This window comes from Pseudomonas sp. TE12234 (genome assembly GCF_054061835.1).
This window is the reverse complement of record NZ_JBSSEP010000001.1, coordinates 53,914-67,152: the sequence shown is the minus strand read 5'-3', so window position 1 is coordinate 67,152 and position 13,239 is coordinate 53,914. Positions and strand designations below refer to the sequence as shown.

Annotated in this window: 13 protein-coding genes; 4 read left to right on the top strand and 9 right to left on the bottom strand. The window is 59.2% G+C overall.

All coding sequences use genetic code 11. The features are described 5' to 3' along the window. Positions 1-625 precede the first annotated feature (625 nt). Positions 626-808 (top strand): hypothetical protein, encoded by a 183-nt coding sequence (locus tag ACVWYU_RS00355; RefSeq protein WP_457371637.1) that lies wholly within the window; start codon positions 626-628, stop codon positions 806-808. 14 nt (positions 809-822) lie between these two features. Here the strand turns inward: ACVWYU_RS00355 and ACVWYU_RS00350 are convergent, their stop codons facing one another. Both ACVWYU_RS00350 and ACVWYU_RS00345 read right to left on the bottom strand, forming a co-directional pair. Beyond that, the gene (locus ACVWYU_RS00350; protein WP_003170804.1) at positions 823-987 is read right to left on the bottom strand and encodes a DUF1328 domain-containing protein; all 165 of its coding nucleotides are present in this window, start codon (positions 985-987) and stop codon (positions 823-825) included. Positions 988-1,059: 72 nt separating this feature from the next. After that, positions 1,060-1,347, bottom strand: coding sequence for a hypothetical protein (locus ACVWYU_RS00345; RefSeq protein WP_248914618.1), 288 nt, complete (start codon positions 1,345-1,347; stop codon positions 1,060-1,062). A gap of 383 nt (positions 1,348-1,730) precedes the next feature. On the opposite strand from ACVWYU_RS00345, the gene algB reads away from it, so the two are divergent. After that, the gene (gene algB / locus ACVWYU_RS00340) at positions 1,731-3,077 is read left to right on the top strand and encodes a sigma-54-dependent response regulator transcription factor AlgB (protein ID WP_457371636.1); all 1,347 of its coding nucleotides are present in this window, start codon (positions 1,731-1,733) and stop codon (positions 3,075-3,077) included. A 7-nt stretch (positions 3,078-3,084) separates the two neighbouring features. Next, positions 3,085-4,875 carry a KinB sensor domain-containing domain gene (locus tag ACVWYU_RS00335; protein ID WP_457371635.1) on the top strand — a complete coding sequence of 597 codons (1,791 nt, stop codon included), beginning with the start codon at positions 3,085-3,087 and terminating at the stop codon, positions 4,873-4,875. Positions 4,876-4,881: 6 nt separating this feature from the next. Here ACVWYU_RS00335 and ACVWYU_RS00330 read toward each other — a convergent pair whose 3' ends face one another. From ACVWYU_RS00330 to ACVWYU_RS00300, 7 genes are all read right to left on the bottom strand, one after another. Next, entirely contained in the window at positions 4,882-6,495 is a 1,614-nt protein-coding gene (locus tag ACVWYU_RS00330) for an EAL domain-containing protein (protein WP_457371634.1), read from the bottom strand. 76 nt (positions 6,496-6,571) lie between these two features. Further along, positions 6,572-7,351, bottom strand: coding sequence for an N-acetylmuramoyl-L-alanine amidase (locus ACVWYU_RS00325; protein WP_248914621.1), 780 nt, complete (start codon positions 7,349-7,351; stop codon positions 6,572-6,574). Positions 7,352-7,455: 104 nt separating this feature from the next. Then, a complete protein-coding gene (locus tag ACVWYU_RS00320) occupies positions 7,456-9,516 on the bottom strand; it encodes a diguanylate cyclase (protein WP_457371633.1) in 2,061 nt (686 codons plus the stop codon). Further along, positions 9,513-10,391: an endonuclease/exonuclease/phosphatase family protein gene (locus tag ACVWYU_RS00315; RefSeq protein ID WP_247255178.1), complete on the bottom strand. Its 879-nt coding sequence runs from the start codon at positions 10,389-10,391 to the stop codon at positions 9,513-9,515. Before ACVWYU_RS00315 ends, ACVWYU_RS00320 begins: the two co-directional genes overlap by 4 nt. A 14-nt stretch (positions 10,392-10,405) precedes the next feature. Beyond that, a complete protein-coding gene (locus tag ACVWYU_RS00310) occupies positions 10,406-11,047 on the bottom strand; it encodes a thiol:disulfide interchange protein DsbA/DsbL (protein WP_457371632.1) in 642 nt (213 codons plus the stop codon). A 199-nt stretch (positions 11,048-11,246) separates the two neighbouring features. Next, complete coding sequence (locus ACVWYU_RS00305) at positions 11,247-11,876, bottom strand: c-type cytochrome (protein WP_090327079.1); 630 nt, start codon at positions 11,874-11,876, stop codon at positions 11,247-11,249. 46 nt (positions 11,877-11,922) lie between these two features. After that, the gene (locus ACVWYU_RS00300) at positions 11,923-12,213 is read right to left on the bottom strand and encodes a c-type cytochrome (protein WP_090327081.1); all 291 of its coding nucleotides are present in this window, start codon (positions 12,211-12,213) and stop codon (positions 11,923-11,925) included. Between the two features lie 191 nt (positions 12,214-12,404). On the opposite strand from ACVWYU_RS00300, the gene yihA reads away from it, so the two are divergent. Further along, on the top strand, positions 12,405-13,046 hold the full coding sequence (yihA, locus tag ACVWYU_RS00295) for a ribosome biogenesis GTP-binding protein YihA/YsxC (protein ID WP_247255176.1): 642 nt from the start codon (positions 12,405-12,407) through the stop codon (positions 13,044-13,046). Positions 13,047-13,239: the final 193 nt, after the last annotated feature.

Genomic DNA, 13,239 nt, shown 5'->3' with positions numbered 1-13,239 from the left:
TGGCGAAAAAGTCTTGTGCATCTACCCCCGTATAAGGAGCCCCGGAGCGCTTGTTAGTGGCTCTCTGGCAGGCGAAAAAAGGCGCAACTATTCAGATGCAAGGAAGCGGCGTCTAATGCCGTAAACGCCTACCCTATGCCGAATCGGCATGAGGTTTTTTTACTGAAACTCGCGTCCCAGTCGGTTCGATTACGACATTTCGGCAGGCATAAGTGCCGTGAACCGGCCATCACAGCGCAGATTGTTCGTTTCTTGATCAACAGAATAGACGACAAAATTCGGGAAAATACGACAGGGCAGGAAGAAAACTCACGGCCAGATAAAAGCCGTTTTTCTCGATATACGGTCGCTCGCTAAACAGCGGGGAAAGTAGTTTGCGTAAATCAAAGACAGGATTTTCGGGGGAGGGCATGTGCATCACTCAATCGCTCTAGCTCGACGCTTTGCGCGTACAAGCTCTCCGCAAGTCCGTCGAGCCATGCTTGACTGGCGAACTTGCGTCGCAGCTTTTACCTGACCCGGCCCTCGCGCAGGCACTCCCTGTACCCGTAGGTCACTCCGCCCCTGAAACAGGCAGAACGTCCCGGCCCCTTGGTCATGCACCGACCTTCCTCAGGTGGGCGCAGTGGAAGAGGCATTTAGCCCCTTTCATGTTTCAAATTCGGTATCGGTGCGGATCTTTATTCAGGTGTTCCATCAACAAATCCTGCATACCCTGATCCGGTTTCCGGCGAAAGCGGTGTCCGTCATTGGCAGCCATTACGCTGGTACAGCCGCCCAACAGCGGGGCGGCCGCCAGTGTCCTTAACCCGGCGCTCATGTTCAGCCTCGACCGCGACGGCCAAAGAAGAAGGACGCAATGAACATCACCAGGAACACGACAAAGAGAATCTTGGCGATACCCGTGGCGGTGCCCGCGATACCACCGAAGCCCAGTACGGCAGCGACAATGGCAATGATCAGGAATGTGATTGCCCAGCTCAACATGGTGATTCTCCTTACGGTTCTATTTAGAGGTGTTGCTCGTTTCGGCGCGCCTGGCGCACCAAAATTGTGGTGTTAAAACACCCAGCGTTCCTGACGAGGCATCTCATCGTCGGGACGGGCCTGGTCGACATCCATCATGCGCATCTGCGCGCTGTCGGCCATGGCACTGCTCGCGGCAGTGAAGTGGGTTTGGGTCGGATGCTCGAAGTAAATGCGCGACGGCGCTTGCTGCTGGCTCTGCTCCCAACGAAGGAATTGCTGGCCGGCGATCAAAGTGATCAGCAGTGCCAGTACAGCGAACAGACCTTGCTGAAGATGCAGTGGCGAGAAACGCTTTTGGGCGGCACGTTGGCGATTCATCCTGAGGCTCCTCCCACGCTGGGGGTCGTTTCGTTGAGGGCGTTTGTTATTGCCCTGTCATTACTCAGGTAGTTGCAGTCTGCATGCCAGCTTTTTTTTATAAAAAAATCGATATAAATCAATAAGTTAATAAATACGCACGCAGTGCTGTGGACGCATCCTGCACGATGGCCCTTTGCGCCGTCGTGCGTAATGCACGATCGTTTCGACAGATGTCGCAATATTTTTGAATTGAGAGAAGGGCGCAGGTGTCAGAAATGGACACAAGGCATCGTGTCAGGAGAGAGCTACCCTGCCATGAAAGGAATGCATCAGAATAAACCATGCAACTTGCCCGATTTTTCCGGGACTAACCAAGATCATTCATTAAGGAGCGTAGGAAAATGGAATCTGCCACGGAGCACCAAGGCCGTATTCTTCTGGTGGATGATGAGTCTGCCATCCTGCGTACCTTTCGCTATTGCCTGGAAGACGAGGGCTACAGCGTGGCGACCGCCAACAGTGCTGCGCAGGCGGACGCGTTGTTGCAACGTCAGGTCTTCGACCTGTGTTTCCTCGATTTGCGCCTGGGTGAAGACAACGGTCTGGATGTGTTGGCGCAGATGCGGATTCAGGCGCCCTGGATGCGCGTGGTGATCGTCACCGCTCACTCGGCCGTGGACACGGCCGTGGATGCCATTCAGGCGGGCGCTGCCGACTATCTGGTCAAACCTTGCAGTCCGGATCAATTGCGTCTGGCAACCGCCAAACAGCTGGAAGTACGGCAATTGTCGGCGCGCCTGGAAGCCCTGGAAGGCGAGGTGCGCAAACCCAGGGACGGTCTGGATTCCCACAGCCCGGCGATGAAGGTGGTGTTGGAAACCGCCCGCCAGGTTGCGGTGACCGACGCCAATATCTTGATTCTTGGCGAATCCGGCACCGGTAAGGGCGAGCTGTCCCAGGCTATTCACGGCTGGAGCAAACGGGCGAAAAAATCCTGCATCACCATCAACTGCCCGTCGCTGACAGCCGAACTCATGGAAAGCGAGCTGTTCGGTCACAGTCGCGGCGCGTTCACCGGGGCCAGCGAGAGCACCTTGGGGCGTGTCAATCAGGCCGACGGCGGCACGCTGTTTCTTGATGAAATCGGCGATTTTCCCTTGGTTTTGCAACCCAAGTTGCTGCGATTCATTCAGGACAAGGAATACGAGCGCGTGGGCGATCCGGTCACCCGTCGCGCCGATGTCCGTATCCTCGCGGCCACCAACCAGAACCTCGAAGACATGGTTCGCGATGGCCGCTTCCGTGAAGACCTGCTCTATCGTCTGAACGTCATCACCCTGCACCTGCCACCGCTGCGCGAACGCAGAGAAGACATTTTGAACCTGGCCGACCGGTTTCTCGCCCGGTTCGTCAAGGAATACGCGCGCCCGGCCCGGGGCTTCAGCGACGAGGCTCGCGAGGCGTTGCTGGGCTACCGCTGGCCGGGGAACATTCGAGAGCTGCGTAACGTGGTGGAACGGGCGAGCATTATTTGCCCGCAGGAGCGAGTCGAGATCAGCCACCTGGGGATGGCCGAAACGCCGGTCAACAATGCACCCCGCATCGGCGCGGCACTGAGCCTGGATGAACTGGAGAAGGCCCACATCGGCGCCGTGCTGGCCACCGCCGGCACGCTGGATCAAGCGGCGAAAACCCTGGGAATCGACGCTTCGACCCTGTACCGCAAACGCAAACAGTACAACTTGTGAGCCGCCAATGAGACTGGCGATGAAGTTGCGGACCCGGCTGTTCCTGAGCATTTCCGCGCTGATCACCGTGGCGCTGCTCGGGCTTCTGCTCGGGCTGGTCAGCGTGATGCAAATGGCCGGTAGCCAGGAAGCACTGGTACGCAACAACTTCGTCACCCTCGACTTGGGGCTGAAACTGCGTCAGACACTGGGTGATCAACTGATCATCATGCTCAGTGAAAATCACGACGCAGCGGCCTTCGAGGCGTCCAAACAGCATTACCTTGAGCTGTTGGAACAAGGCATCGCCGGAGAGCAGCCGGTCGAGGGCAACGAGGACGGCTTCAGAAAGGCCAAGGCTGATTACTTGAACTTTATCCAGGCGTATGAAGCGGCCGGTGAGCCGAAACATGTGCTGAGTGGCAACCAGGAGCTCACTGAAAAATTCAATGCGCTGCGCACGGGTTTGCTCAATGAGCACAAGCATGCGCTGGATAACATCAGCGAAACCGAGCGTTCGTCCCGTGAGCGGGCGCTGCTGATCGCCGGGTTGCTGGGGTTGGTCGGGCTTGCGGTGCTGATCATCGGTTTCGTGACGGCTCACGCCATCGCCCGGCGCTTTGGCGAGCCCATCGAGGCTCTGGCGCAGGCGGCGGACAATATCGGCCAAGGCAAATTTGACGTCACGTTGCCGATTTCCTCGGCGGTCGAGTTGAACCAGTTGACCAAGCGTTTCGGGATCATGGCCGAGGCGCTGCGTGAGCATCAGGCCACTAACGTCGATGAGTTGCTGGCGGGTCAGCAGCGGTTGCAGGCCGTGCTCGACAGCATCGATGACGGGTTGCTGATGATTGATCGCCAGGGGCGCCTGGAGCACCTCAACCCGGTAGCGCAGCGTCAGTTGGGTTGGGACACCGATCGCCTTGGCCAAGGGTTGGGCACCGCACTGGGGCGGCCCGAGCTCGATGAGCAGCTGCAACTGGTTCTGCGCGGCGGCACGCTGGAGCGGGCGCCGGAGGATCTGAGTGTCGAGGTCGATGGCGAGTCGCGTCTGCTGACCTACAGCCTGACACCGGTCAGCCATACCCAGGGCCATATTCTCGGTGCGGTGATGGTGTTGCATGACGTCACCGAGCAGCGCGCCTTCGAGCGTGTACGCAGTGAGTTTGTGCTGCGCGCTTCCCATGAGCTGCGCACCCCGGTCACCGGCATGCACATGGCGTTCGGCCTGTTCCGCGAGCGCACGCATTTCCCTGCGGAATCCCGTGAAGCCGATTTGCTGGACACGGTGAATGAAGAGATGCAGCGCCTGATGCAGTTGATCAACGATCTGCTGAATTTCTCCCGTTACCAGAATGGCCTGCAGAAACTGACGCTCGCGCCCTGTTCCATCGAGGATTTGCTGGAACAGGCGCGGTTACGATTTGCCGAAGGTGCCGAACAGAAGGGCATTGAGCTGTTGGTGGAAATGCAGGGGCCATTGCCACACCTGCAGGCCGATCAGCCGCAACTGGACCGTGTGCTCGACAACCTGATCGACAATGCGCTTCGCCACACCGCCCCGGGTGGTCTCATCCGGTTGCAGGCCCGACGCCACGGCGAGCGGGTGATCATCAGCGTCGAAGATAATGGCGAAGGCATCGCCTACGGGCAGCAGGGGCGCATCTTCGAGCCCTTTGTGCAGGTTGGCCGCAAGAAAGGCGGGGCCGGACTGGGTCTGGCACTGTGCAAGGAGATCGTTCAGTTGCACGGCGGGCGGATGGGGGTTTATTCGCGACCCGGGCAGGGCACGCAGTTCTATATGGCGCTCGCGGTGTAGCGGCCTTTACGCTTCATCGTCGAGGCGTCGCTTGGACAGCCGGCGACCGCGAGTGATCAGTTCGATGAACTGTACCGAACTCAGCGCATGGGCGAACAACCAGCCCTGACCGAATTTCACGCCTTCACTGCTCAGCAACGCGGCCTGGGATTCATGCTCGATGCCCTCGGCGATGACCTTCAAGTGCAGTGACTGGGCCATGTGAATGATGTGCGGGGCCACGCCGCTGCTCGCCGCGTCATGACCCAGCGCATCAATAAAGGCCTTGTCGATTTTCAGGCAATCCACCGGTAGGGTTTGCAGGTAGGCAAGGCTGCAATAACCGGTGCCAAAATCATCGATCAGTACCTGATGCCCGACGTCCCGCAAGGCTTGCAGGTTTTCCCGCGCCACCTCGACATCGATCAGTCCCCGTTCCGTGACTTCAAAGGCAATTTGCCTGGCTGCGACCCGATGCAGGGTGAGCAGCCGCGCCATGACCTGACCGATACGCGGGACCATGACATCACATGCCGCCAGGTTGACCGAGATGTATAGCTGCGGATTGGCTCGCAGCAATTGACCGAGCTGCTCAAGCAGCCGTTGCAGGACGAAGTCGGTCATCTGCCGAATCTGGCCGGTGTTCTCCGCCATCGGAATGAACAGGTCGGGACTGGTCAGGCTGCCGTCCGGCCGGCGCCAACGCAGCAAGGCCTCGGCCCCGACGCAGTTGCGACTGTCGAGATCGAAAATTGGCTGATACAGCACCTGCAGCTCGCCGCGGCGAATGGCGCCGGTCAGTTCGGCGTCCAGCGACTGCCGCTGGCGAACCAGCAGAAACACCAGAAAGCCGACAAAGGCGGCCAGCACCAGGCTGACCGGTAATAACCACCACCACATCGGCGGTATATGGTTGCCGGTGCGGGGGCTGATCAATACCAGCTGGAATTCAGGGTTGGCAGTGGGCATGCGGTAAATCAGGCGTGATGGGGTGACTTGCAGTGCTTCTCGGGTGGTGGGGGGCCATTGTTCAGTCAGCGACCAGACCTGGGAGGCGCCCAATACCGGAATCACCCTGGTGCCATGGTCGAGAACCACCAACAGGCTGCTGCCCGGTGACAGGTCGACCATGTCGGTCAAGTGGCCGCGAGAGGTGGCCACACGAAAATTGCCACGGCCGAGCATTAGCGCCGCACGGTTTTCATCGGGTTCGGTGGTGGTGTTCAACCAGTAACTGTAGGTGGGGCCCCTGATGTCCGGTGGCCGCGTCAACGGCAAGCCATCCTGGCGTGGGCGGCTTGAGCAGATCCGCGTCGCGTCCATATAGGCGGCGTCATACACAAAGCGGTAATTGAAGCTGACCTGCTGCAGGGTTGCGATCATCTCGTCATTGCACGTTCGCAATGGCTGCGCCTCCAGGTCATCGAGGCTTTCTCGCAGTTGCCCGAACAGTTGCTCCAGGCGGGCCAGAAAGCGTGCGCCCTGGGCATTCATTTCGCGGCTTTCGTTTTGTTCGACCTGTTGGATGGCGACAAAGTAGCTGCCGGCCAGCAATAGGGAGGCGCTCAAGACAGCAGCCAGCATCGCCAGAAACCAGGGGCGATAGAACCAGCTACGGAACGTATCTCGAGCAGCGGCCATTATGGAATATCCGAAGGATTACCAATGAGTTATAGCTGCTGTTTGAGAAACCGCGTTGACCGTCGGGCGGGCGTCATTATTTTGTCTGATTGAGCACTTGCAGCAGTGCTGCCGTTTGCGCGTCCGGGGTGCCATCGAAGCGCGACGGTCTGAAGTGCATTTGAAAGGCGGCAATCACGTGACGGGTTGCTACATCCAGTTCGCCGGTTTGCGGGGTGTCATAACCGAAGCGCGCGAGTTGAGTCTGAAACCAGCTGATGCTCGGCAGTTGTGCTTCGAATTGAGCTTGTTGCCGCGCTACCGCCTGCTCGTTCGGCCAGATACCGATGCCTTCGTTTGCCAGGCGCTTCCATGGAAACAGCGGACCGGGATCAAGTTTGCGCAGCGGGGCGATGTCGCTGTGGCCGATGATGCTGCGAGGACTGATGGCGTGGCGCTTGATGATGTCCTTGAGCAGGACGATCAGTGACTGGACCTGCGCTTCGCTATAGGGATACCAGAGGCGTCCGGTTGGCGTGTCCTTGAAGCCAGGATTGACGATTTCGATGCCGATGGAGCTGGAGTTCAGCCAGGTTCGTCCTTGCCATTGGCTGTCACCGGCGTGCCAGGCACGCTGGTTTTCATCCATCAGTTTGAAGATGGTCGCGTTCTTGTCGTCGCCGATCAGGTAGTGGCTACTGACTTCCCCGCGGGTGAGCAGTTGAAGCGAGCGCTCCTGGGATGCATTGGTGTAATGCAACACCACGAACTGAACTCGGCTGTCGTGGTTGGCGGAAGGGTGGCTGGTGTCGAAGCGAGGACCGCTGGCACAACCGGCCAACAGGATCAGCGACACGATAAGAGCAAAGTATTTCATGGCGGAGGGCGATACACGCAAGACAGTAATGCAACAGTGTAACGTACTGCCTTGCGCACGGAGACCCATCGGGCGTTTTTTAAATGATATGGAACAATTGTCCGTCAGCCCAGTTCCACCCGGTTTCGCCCTGCGTTTTTGGCGCGGTAGAGCGCCTGATCGGCTCTTTTGAGCACTAAATCGCTATGTTCTCCCGGCCTGAACGCGGTCAGTCCCATGGAAATAGTGATCGTTACCCGTTCACCCTTGAAATGGAAAGGGCAGGCTTCGATGGAGGCGCGCAGGAGTTCCAGCAGCTTCATGCCGGCTGCCGGCACGGTGGATGGCATCAACAGGACAAACTCTTCTCCGCCGAAGCGTGCAATGAAGTCCGTGCTGCGCAAGCGCTTGCGCAGCACGCTGGCGATGAGTTTCAGTACTTTGTCGCCCGCCAGGTGGCCGTAGTTATCATTGATGCGCTTGAAGTGATCGAGGTCCAGCATCGCCAGCATCAGCGTGTTGCCGTGGCGCTGCCACTGGCTGATTTCCTGGTCCAGGCGTTCGCTCCAGGCGGCGCGGTTGGGCAGGCCGGTCAGTGGGTCGATCAAGGCTTTCTGGCGTTGTTCTTCCAGGTGTTCGCGAAAGCCTTGGGCTTCCTGCTCCATGTGGGCCACCCGTTCGGCCAGACTTTGCAGGCGGCCCGCCACCTCTTGCTCACGCTCATCGCGTTGCTTGCGGTGCTGGTCCATGGTGCCCAGCAGGCCTTCGAGATGGTTTTCCAGAACTCGCTTGAGGTCATCCAGGTCGGCCGCTTCATGCATGCTGCTTTGCAAGCCGTCGACTTGTTCGCGGATCTGCGTGTCCATGGCTTGCGCCGCAGAACGGTTGTCGGCATGACCGGCGCTGGCAGCCTGCAGATTGCTCTGGAACGATTCGAGTCGTTCGTTGAGTCTTTGCAGGTAAGCCTCGAATTCGTGCTGGCCGCTATCGGAGATCGCCAGCATCAAGGTGGCGAAATCGTCGAGGATCGGCAGTAACTCGTACCAGTTCAAACCATTTTTCAGGCGATCGCGCATCGATTCGGCTTGCGGACGGTGACGCTCGGGTAGCGTCAGGTCATCGAGCAGGCCCAGCAGTGTGTCTTCGATGTGTTTGGCGACCGAGCTGTACGATGGCTCGGGCGAGTCCGGCAGGGCATAGAGAATGTCGTCCTCGGATTGTTCGGGATCGATGGCCGCCAAGGCTTGGGCCATGGGCGCGGGGAGCGGCAGGGTGTCGAGAAACACCGTCGGGGTCAGCTCGTCTGGGTTGACCGCCTGTTCAGCCTCAGCTGCTGGGGCGACGGCGAGAGTCACCGGTGTCTCGGGTAACGCTGAGTCCGCTTGGGCCTGTGCCTCGGAAGGCAAGGCGGGCGCCTGTTGAGATCCAGGGGCTGGCGCAACAGCGGCGGTGGCCGCAGGTGCTTCTTGCGTTGCGGGTAAGGCCTTGATTGCCCGTGCAGCGGTAATGGCTTGGGGCGGCGCGCAAAGCGCCTCGTGCGGCTCATCGACAGCTGGTGTGAGTTCCGCAGCGGCGGGAGGTGCGACGGAAACTGGCGCCGGGACGGCCTCGGCAGGCGATGCGATGGGGGCGTGCTCTGGGGCGGCCGCCGCTTCATCGGCTTCACGGTGGCCGAACAGCCGCTGCAGCAGGCCTGGGCGATCAGGTTCTGCCGGGGTCTCCAATTGACTCAAGGCTTTACCTTGCAGGCCGCTGAGTTCACTGAGGAGCAAAGGGATTTCGCGGGCCTGGCTGACCCGGCTATCCAGTTGTCTGGCGAAACTCTTCAGGGGGCGCCGGACTTCTCGGGGCAGCGGCAACTTTTGCAGTTGAGTCACCAGGGCGGTCAGCGCGGCGCTGGTCTGGTTGACGCGTGTCTCCCGGCGCTGCTCGGAATCGAGCACGGCTTTTTCCAGGCGCGGGAGCAGGGCGGCCAGGCCGGCGTCCATGTCATCGGTGCGCACCACTTCGCGCATTTCCTTCATGCACTGATCGACGGCGCGGTCGGTGCCTTCCGCCGCCAGGGTGCTTCGTACCAGGCCGCGACGAAGCAAGTCGAGCCGGGCGTCCCAGCGACGTTCGAGCTTTTCCTGTTGTTCGATGCTTTTGAGGTATTTCTCTTTCCAGCGCTGTGTTTCGTCGCTCATTCAAGGGATCCGCGAGGGGCAGGACTCAACGCGGGCAATGCATCGGCCGTGAGCGAACCCGGCAGACGAATCTCTACCGCGACCGGCAGGTGATCGGAAATGGGTTGGGCCAGCACCTCGACCTTTTCAAGGGTCAGGCTGGGGCTGAGCAGAATATGGTCCAGGCAGCGTTGCGGGCGCCAGCTGGGGAAGGTCGCTTCCAGTTGCGGGGCCAGCAGGCCGAGGTCACGCAATGGCGAGTTTTGCAGCAAATCGCTGGCGTGGGTGTTCATATCACCCATCAGCACCTGGTGTTTATAGTCCCCGATCAGGTCGCGGATATAGGCCAGTTGCAGGCTGCGGGCGCGGGCGCCCAGTGCCAGATGCATCATGATCACCACCAGCGCCTCCGGACCTTCGCCAAAACGCACCAGAATCGCCCCGCGACCCTTGGGCCCCGGCAGCGGATGATCCTCAATCGCCCACGGGCGCAGCCGGCTTAGCACGCCATTGCTGTGCTGGCCGAGGCGACCGAGGTTTCGATTGAGTTGTTGATACCAGTAGGGGAAGGCGCCGAGCTGGGCCAGATGTTCGACTTGATTGACGTAGCCTGAACGCAGGCTGCCGCCATCGGCTTCCTGCAAGGCGACCAGGTCGAAATCGCCGAGTAGGTTGCCGATTTTTTGCAGATTGTCGGCACGCCCGGGGTGCGGCAACAGATGTTGCCAGCCCCGGGTCAGGTAATGCCGGTAGCGCTCGGTACTGATGCCGACCTGGATATTGAAGCTGAGCAAGCGTAGACGGCTGTCTGCGGGCAAGCCCGTAGACTTCAGATGGTGCTCGTTGACCTGCGGATCATGCAGGCCAACGACGCGTTCAGTTCCCCAGCGGCGCATGGTGAGTACCGCGCTTAGTTGGCGGCAGCCTTGTTAGCCGCTCGCTCTTTGTCTACCAGTTTATCGGCCAGTTGCAGGGCTTGTTCGGCACCACCGGCAGAGCCCACGTCAAAGCGATATTTGCCATTGACGATCATGGTTGGAACGCCGGAGATTTCATATTTCTTGGCCAGTTCGCGGGCCTTGACGATCTGGCCCTTGATGGCGAAGGAGTCGAAAGTGGCCAGGAACTTTTCCTTGTCTACGCCTTGCGTGGCCAGGAAGTCGGCCATGTCATTCTTGTCGACGAGCTTCTTGTGTTCTTTCTGGATGGCATTGAACACCGCAGCGTGCACCTTGTGCTCAACGCCCATGGCTTCAAGGGTCAGGAACATTTGACCGTGGGCATCCCATGGGCCGCCGAACATGGCCGGGATACGCACGAAATTCACATCGGACGGCAGTTTTTCGACCCACGGGTTGATCACCGGCTCGAAGGCGTAGCAATGCGGGCAGCCGTACCAGAACAGCTCCACCACTTCGATCTTGCCAGGCACGGCAACCGGAACCGGATTAGTCAGTTCGACATAAGGGGCAGCGGGGGCTTCGGCGGCCTGGGCAGTCATGCCGAACAGGCTGGCAGCGACGAGTGCGGCGCTGATGATCAGATTACGCATGCTTTACTCCTGGACAAATTTATCGCCACGCGCGACCTGTTTTCAGACAGGTCCTGGCGGGCTTGAGTTCTGTAGTGTAACGGCAGCGGCCACAAAAAAGGGCGGCCAAAGCCACCCTTTTTATACTTGCCGCGACGGATTAATCGAGCGTTAACGTTGCAGTCGATGCAGACCCTGCGCAGCGCCCGATTCACCGGCCTTAGTGCAGGCCCTGAATGTAGCTGGACACTGCGGCGATGTCTTCGTCGCTCAGCTTTTTGGCAATGCTCTGCATCGGTTTGGTATCGCCATCGTTGGTGCGACCACCTTCTTCCTTGCGGAATTCGGTCAGTTGCTTGGCGACGTATTGAGCGTGTTGGCCGCCCAGGTGCGGGAAGCCGGCTGCCGCATTGCCCGCGCCATTTGGCGAGTGGCAACCGGTGCAGGCTGGCAGGCCTTTAGCCAGGTCGCCGCCGCGGAACAGATTCTCGCCGCGCTTGACCAGTTTCTCATCGGCGGCACCGACACTGCCTTTCTGGCTGGAGAAATAGGCTGCGATATCGGCCAGGTCCTGATCGCTCAGGTTGGTCAGCAGGCCCGTCATTTCCAGAACGGTGCGCTTGCCCGACTTGATGTCGTGCAATTGCTTGGTCAGGTAGCGTTCACCCTGGCCGGCCAGTTTTGGAAAGTTAGGCGCCATGCTGTTGCCATCCGGGCCATGACAGGCACCACATACGGCGGCTTTTGCCTGGCCTGCGGCGGCGTCACCAGGTTTTGCTGGCTCACCTGCAGCATGGGCAATGCCGGAGATCCCCACGGTCAACAGCAGACTCACGATCAATTTGTTCATCAGCTAATCCAACTACGGCTAAGGGTTAAAGAGTTATGGACCGGGATCACTCGCTCATCCAGTGGATGATGGCCTGGTAATCCTCGGCACTGCAGTCCATGCACAAACCACGCGGCGGCATCGCCTTGAAACCCTGGGTCACGTGTTGCACCAGCGTCCCCATACCTTTCGCCAACCTCGGCGTCCAAGCTGCCTGATCGCCCTTGCGGGGCGCCATGGGTAGTTGGCCGGAATGACAGGCACCACAAACACGGTTGTACACAGCTTCCGGATCCTGTGTAGCCTGAGCGCTGTAAAGTGGCATCAAGACACCGGCAACTAGCAGCCATTTCGTCATAAAACGACCTTTTCAGGGTTGAGAGCGTGTTGCGTTCTGATGCGCAATCAAGGTCTGTCGCTCTCATGAACTTCATCCTACGCTGGGACAAAGCGCACACAAAATCTGCGGCATTATATACTGGCGTCAGTGAAACGGAAGCGACACCGCTTGCCGCGCCCATTCCCGGCGCCGCCCACATCGGAAATCCCATGCAACTCAAGAATCCCATTCTCGGTCTGTGCCAACAGTCCACCTTCATGCTCAGCGCCGCCAAAGTCGACCAATGTCCGGATGACGAAGGCTTTGAAGTGGCCTTCGCCGGTCGTTCCAACGCCGGCAAGTCCAGTGCGCTTAACACCCTGACTCACGCAAGCCTGGCGCGGACCTCGAAAACGCCGGGTCGCACACAGTTGTTGAACTTCTTCAAGCTAGACGATGAACGCCGTCTGGTCGACCTGCCAGGCTACGGATACGCAAAAGTACCCATTCCGCTCAAGCAACACTGGCAGCGTCACCTGGAAGCGTACCTGGGCAGTCGCGAAAGCCTGAAGGGGCTGATTCTGATGATGGATATCCGTCATCCAATGACCGACTTCGACCTGCTGATGCTCGATTGGGCCGTGGCCAGCGGCATGCCCATGCATATCCTGCTGACCAAAGCGGACAAGCTCACCTACGGGGCAGCCAAGAACACGCTGCTCAAAGTGCAGTCGGAAATCCGCAAGGGTTGGGGCGATGCCGTGACGATTCAGCTTTTTTCGGCGCCAAAACGCATGGGCCTGGAAGACGCCTACACTGTATTGGCGGACTGGATGGAGCTGGCGGACAAGGGCGCCGAGGTGACCGAGTAAAGCTACAGGCAAAAAAAACCCCGGACTTCTATGGGGAGGGGGAAGGTCCGGGGTTCAAGTTCTAGACCGCTAGGGCGGGGTCCAGATATCTGCCAACACTTAACACAACATAGGAGCATCGAAGGGCTTCACCAGCCATTCAGTATCTCTGAGTGGTGTTTTGGCCGATTAGTTCAGAATTTTTTCGAATGCC

What these genes read in the sequence shown, in the direction of transcription:
- ACVWYU_RS00350 (WP_003170804.1), bottom strand. Translation starts at nt 987, where the DNA reads ATGTTGAGCTGGGCAATCACATTCCTGATCATTGCCATTGTCGCTGCC.
- ACVWYU_RS00345 (WP_248914618.1), bottom strand. Translation starts at nt 1,347, where the DNA reads ATGAATCGCCAACGTGCCGCCCAAAAGCGTTTCTCGCCACTGCATCTT.
- algB (WP_457371636.1), top strand. Translation starts at nt 1,731, where the DNA reads ATGGAATCTGCCACGGAGCACCAAGGCCGTATTCTTCTGGTGGATGAT.
- ACVWYU_RS00335 (WP_457371635.1), top strand. Translation starts at nt 3,085, where the DNA reads ATGAGACTGGCGATGAAGTTGCGGACCCGGCTGTTCCTGAGCATTTCC.
- ACVWYU_RS00330 (WP_457371634.1), bottom strand. Translation starts at nt 6,495, where the DNA reads ATGGCCGCTGCTCGAGATACGTTCCGTAGCTGGTTCTATCGCCCCTGG.
- ACVWYU_RS00325 (WP_248914621.1), bottom strand. Translation starts at nt 7,351, where the DNA reads ATGAAATACTTTGCTCTTATCGTGTCGCTGATCCTGTTGGCCGGTTGT.
- ACVWYU_RS00320 (WP_457371633.1), bottom strand. Translation starts at nt 9,516, where the DNA reads ATGAGCGACGAAACACAGCGCTGGAAAGAGAAATACCTCAAAAGCATC.
- ACVWYU_RS00315 (WP_247255178.1), bottom strand. Translation starts at nt 10,391, where the DNA reads ATGCGCCGCTGGGGAACTGAACGCGTCGTTGGCCTGCATGATCCGCAG.
- ACVWYU_RS00310 (WP_457371632.1), bottom strand. Translation starts at nt 11,047, where the DNA reads ATGCGTAATCTGATCATCAGCGCCGCACTCGTCGCTGCCAGCCTGTTC.
- ACVWYU_RS00305 (WP_090327079.1), bottom strand. Translation starts at nt 11,876, where the DNA reads ATGAACAAATTGATCGTGAGTCTGCTGTTGACCGTGGGGATCTCCGGC.
- ACVWYU_RS00300 (WP_090327081.1), bottom strand. Translation starts at nt 12,213, where the DNA reads ATGACGAAATGGCTGCTAGTTGCCGGTGTCTTGATGCCACTTTACAGC.
- yihA (WP_247255176.1), top strand. Translation starts at nt 12,405, where the DNA reads ATGCAACTCAAGAATCCCATTCTCGGTCTGTGCCAACAGTCCACCTTC.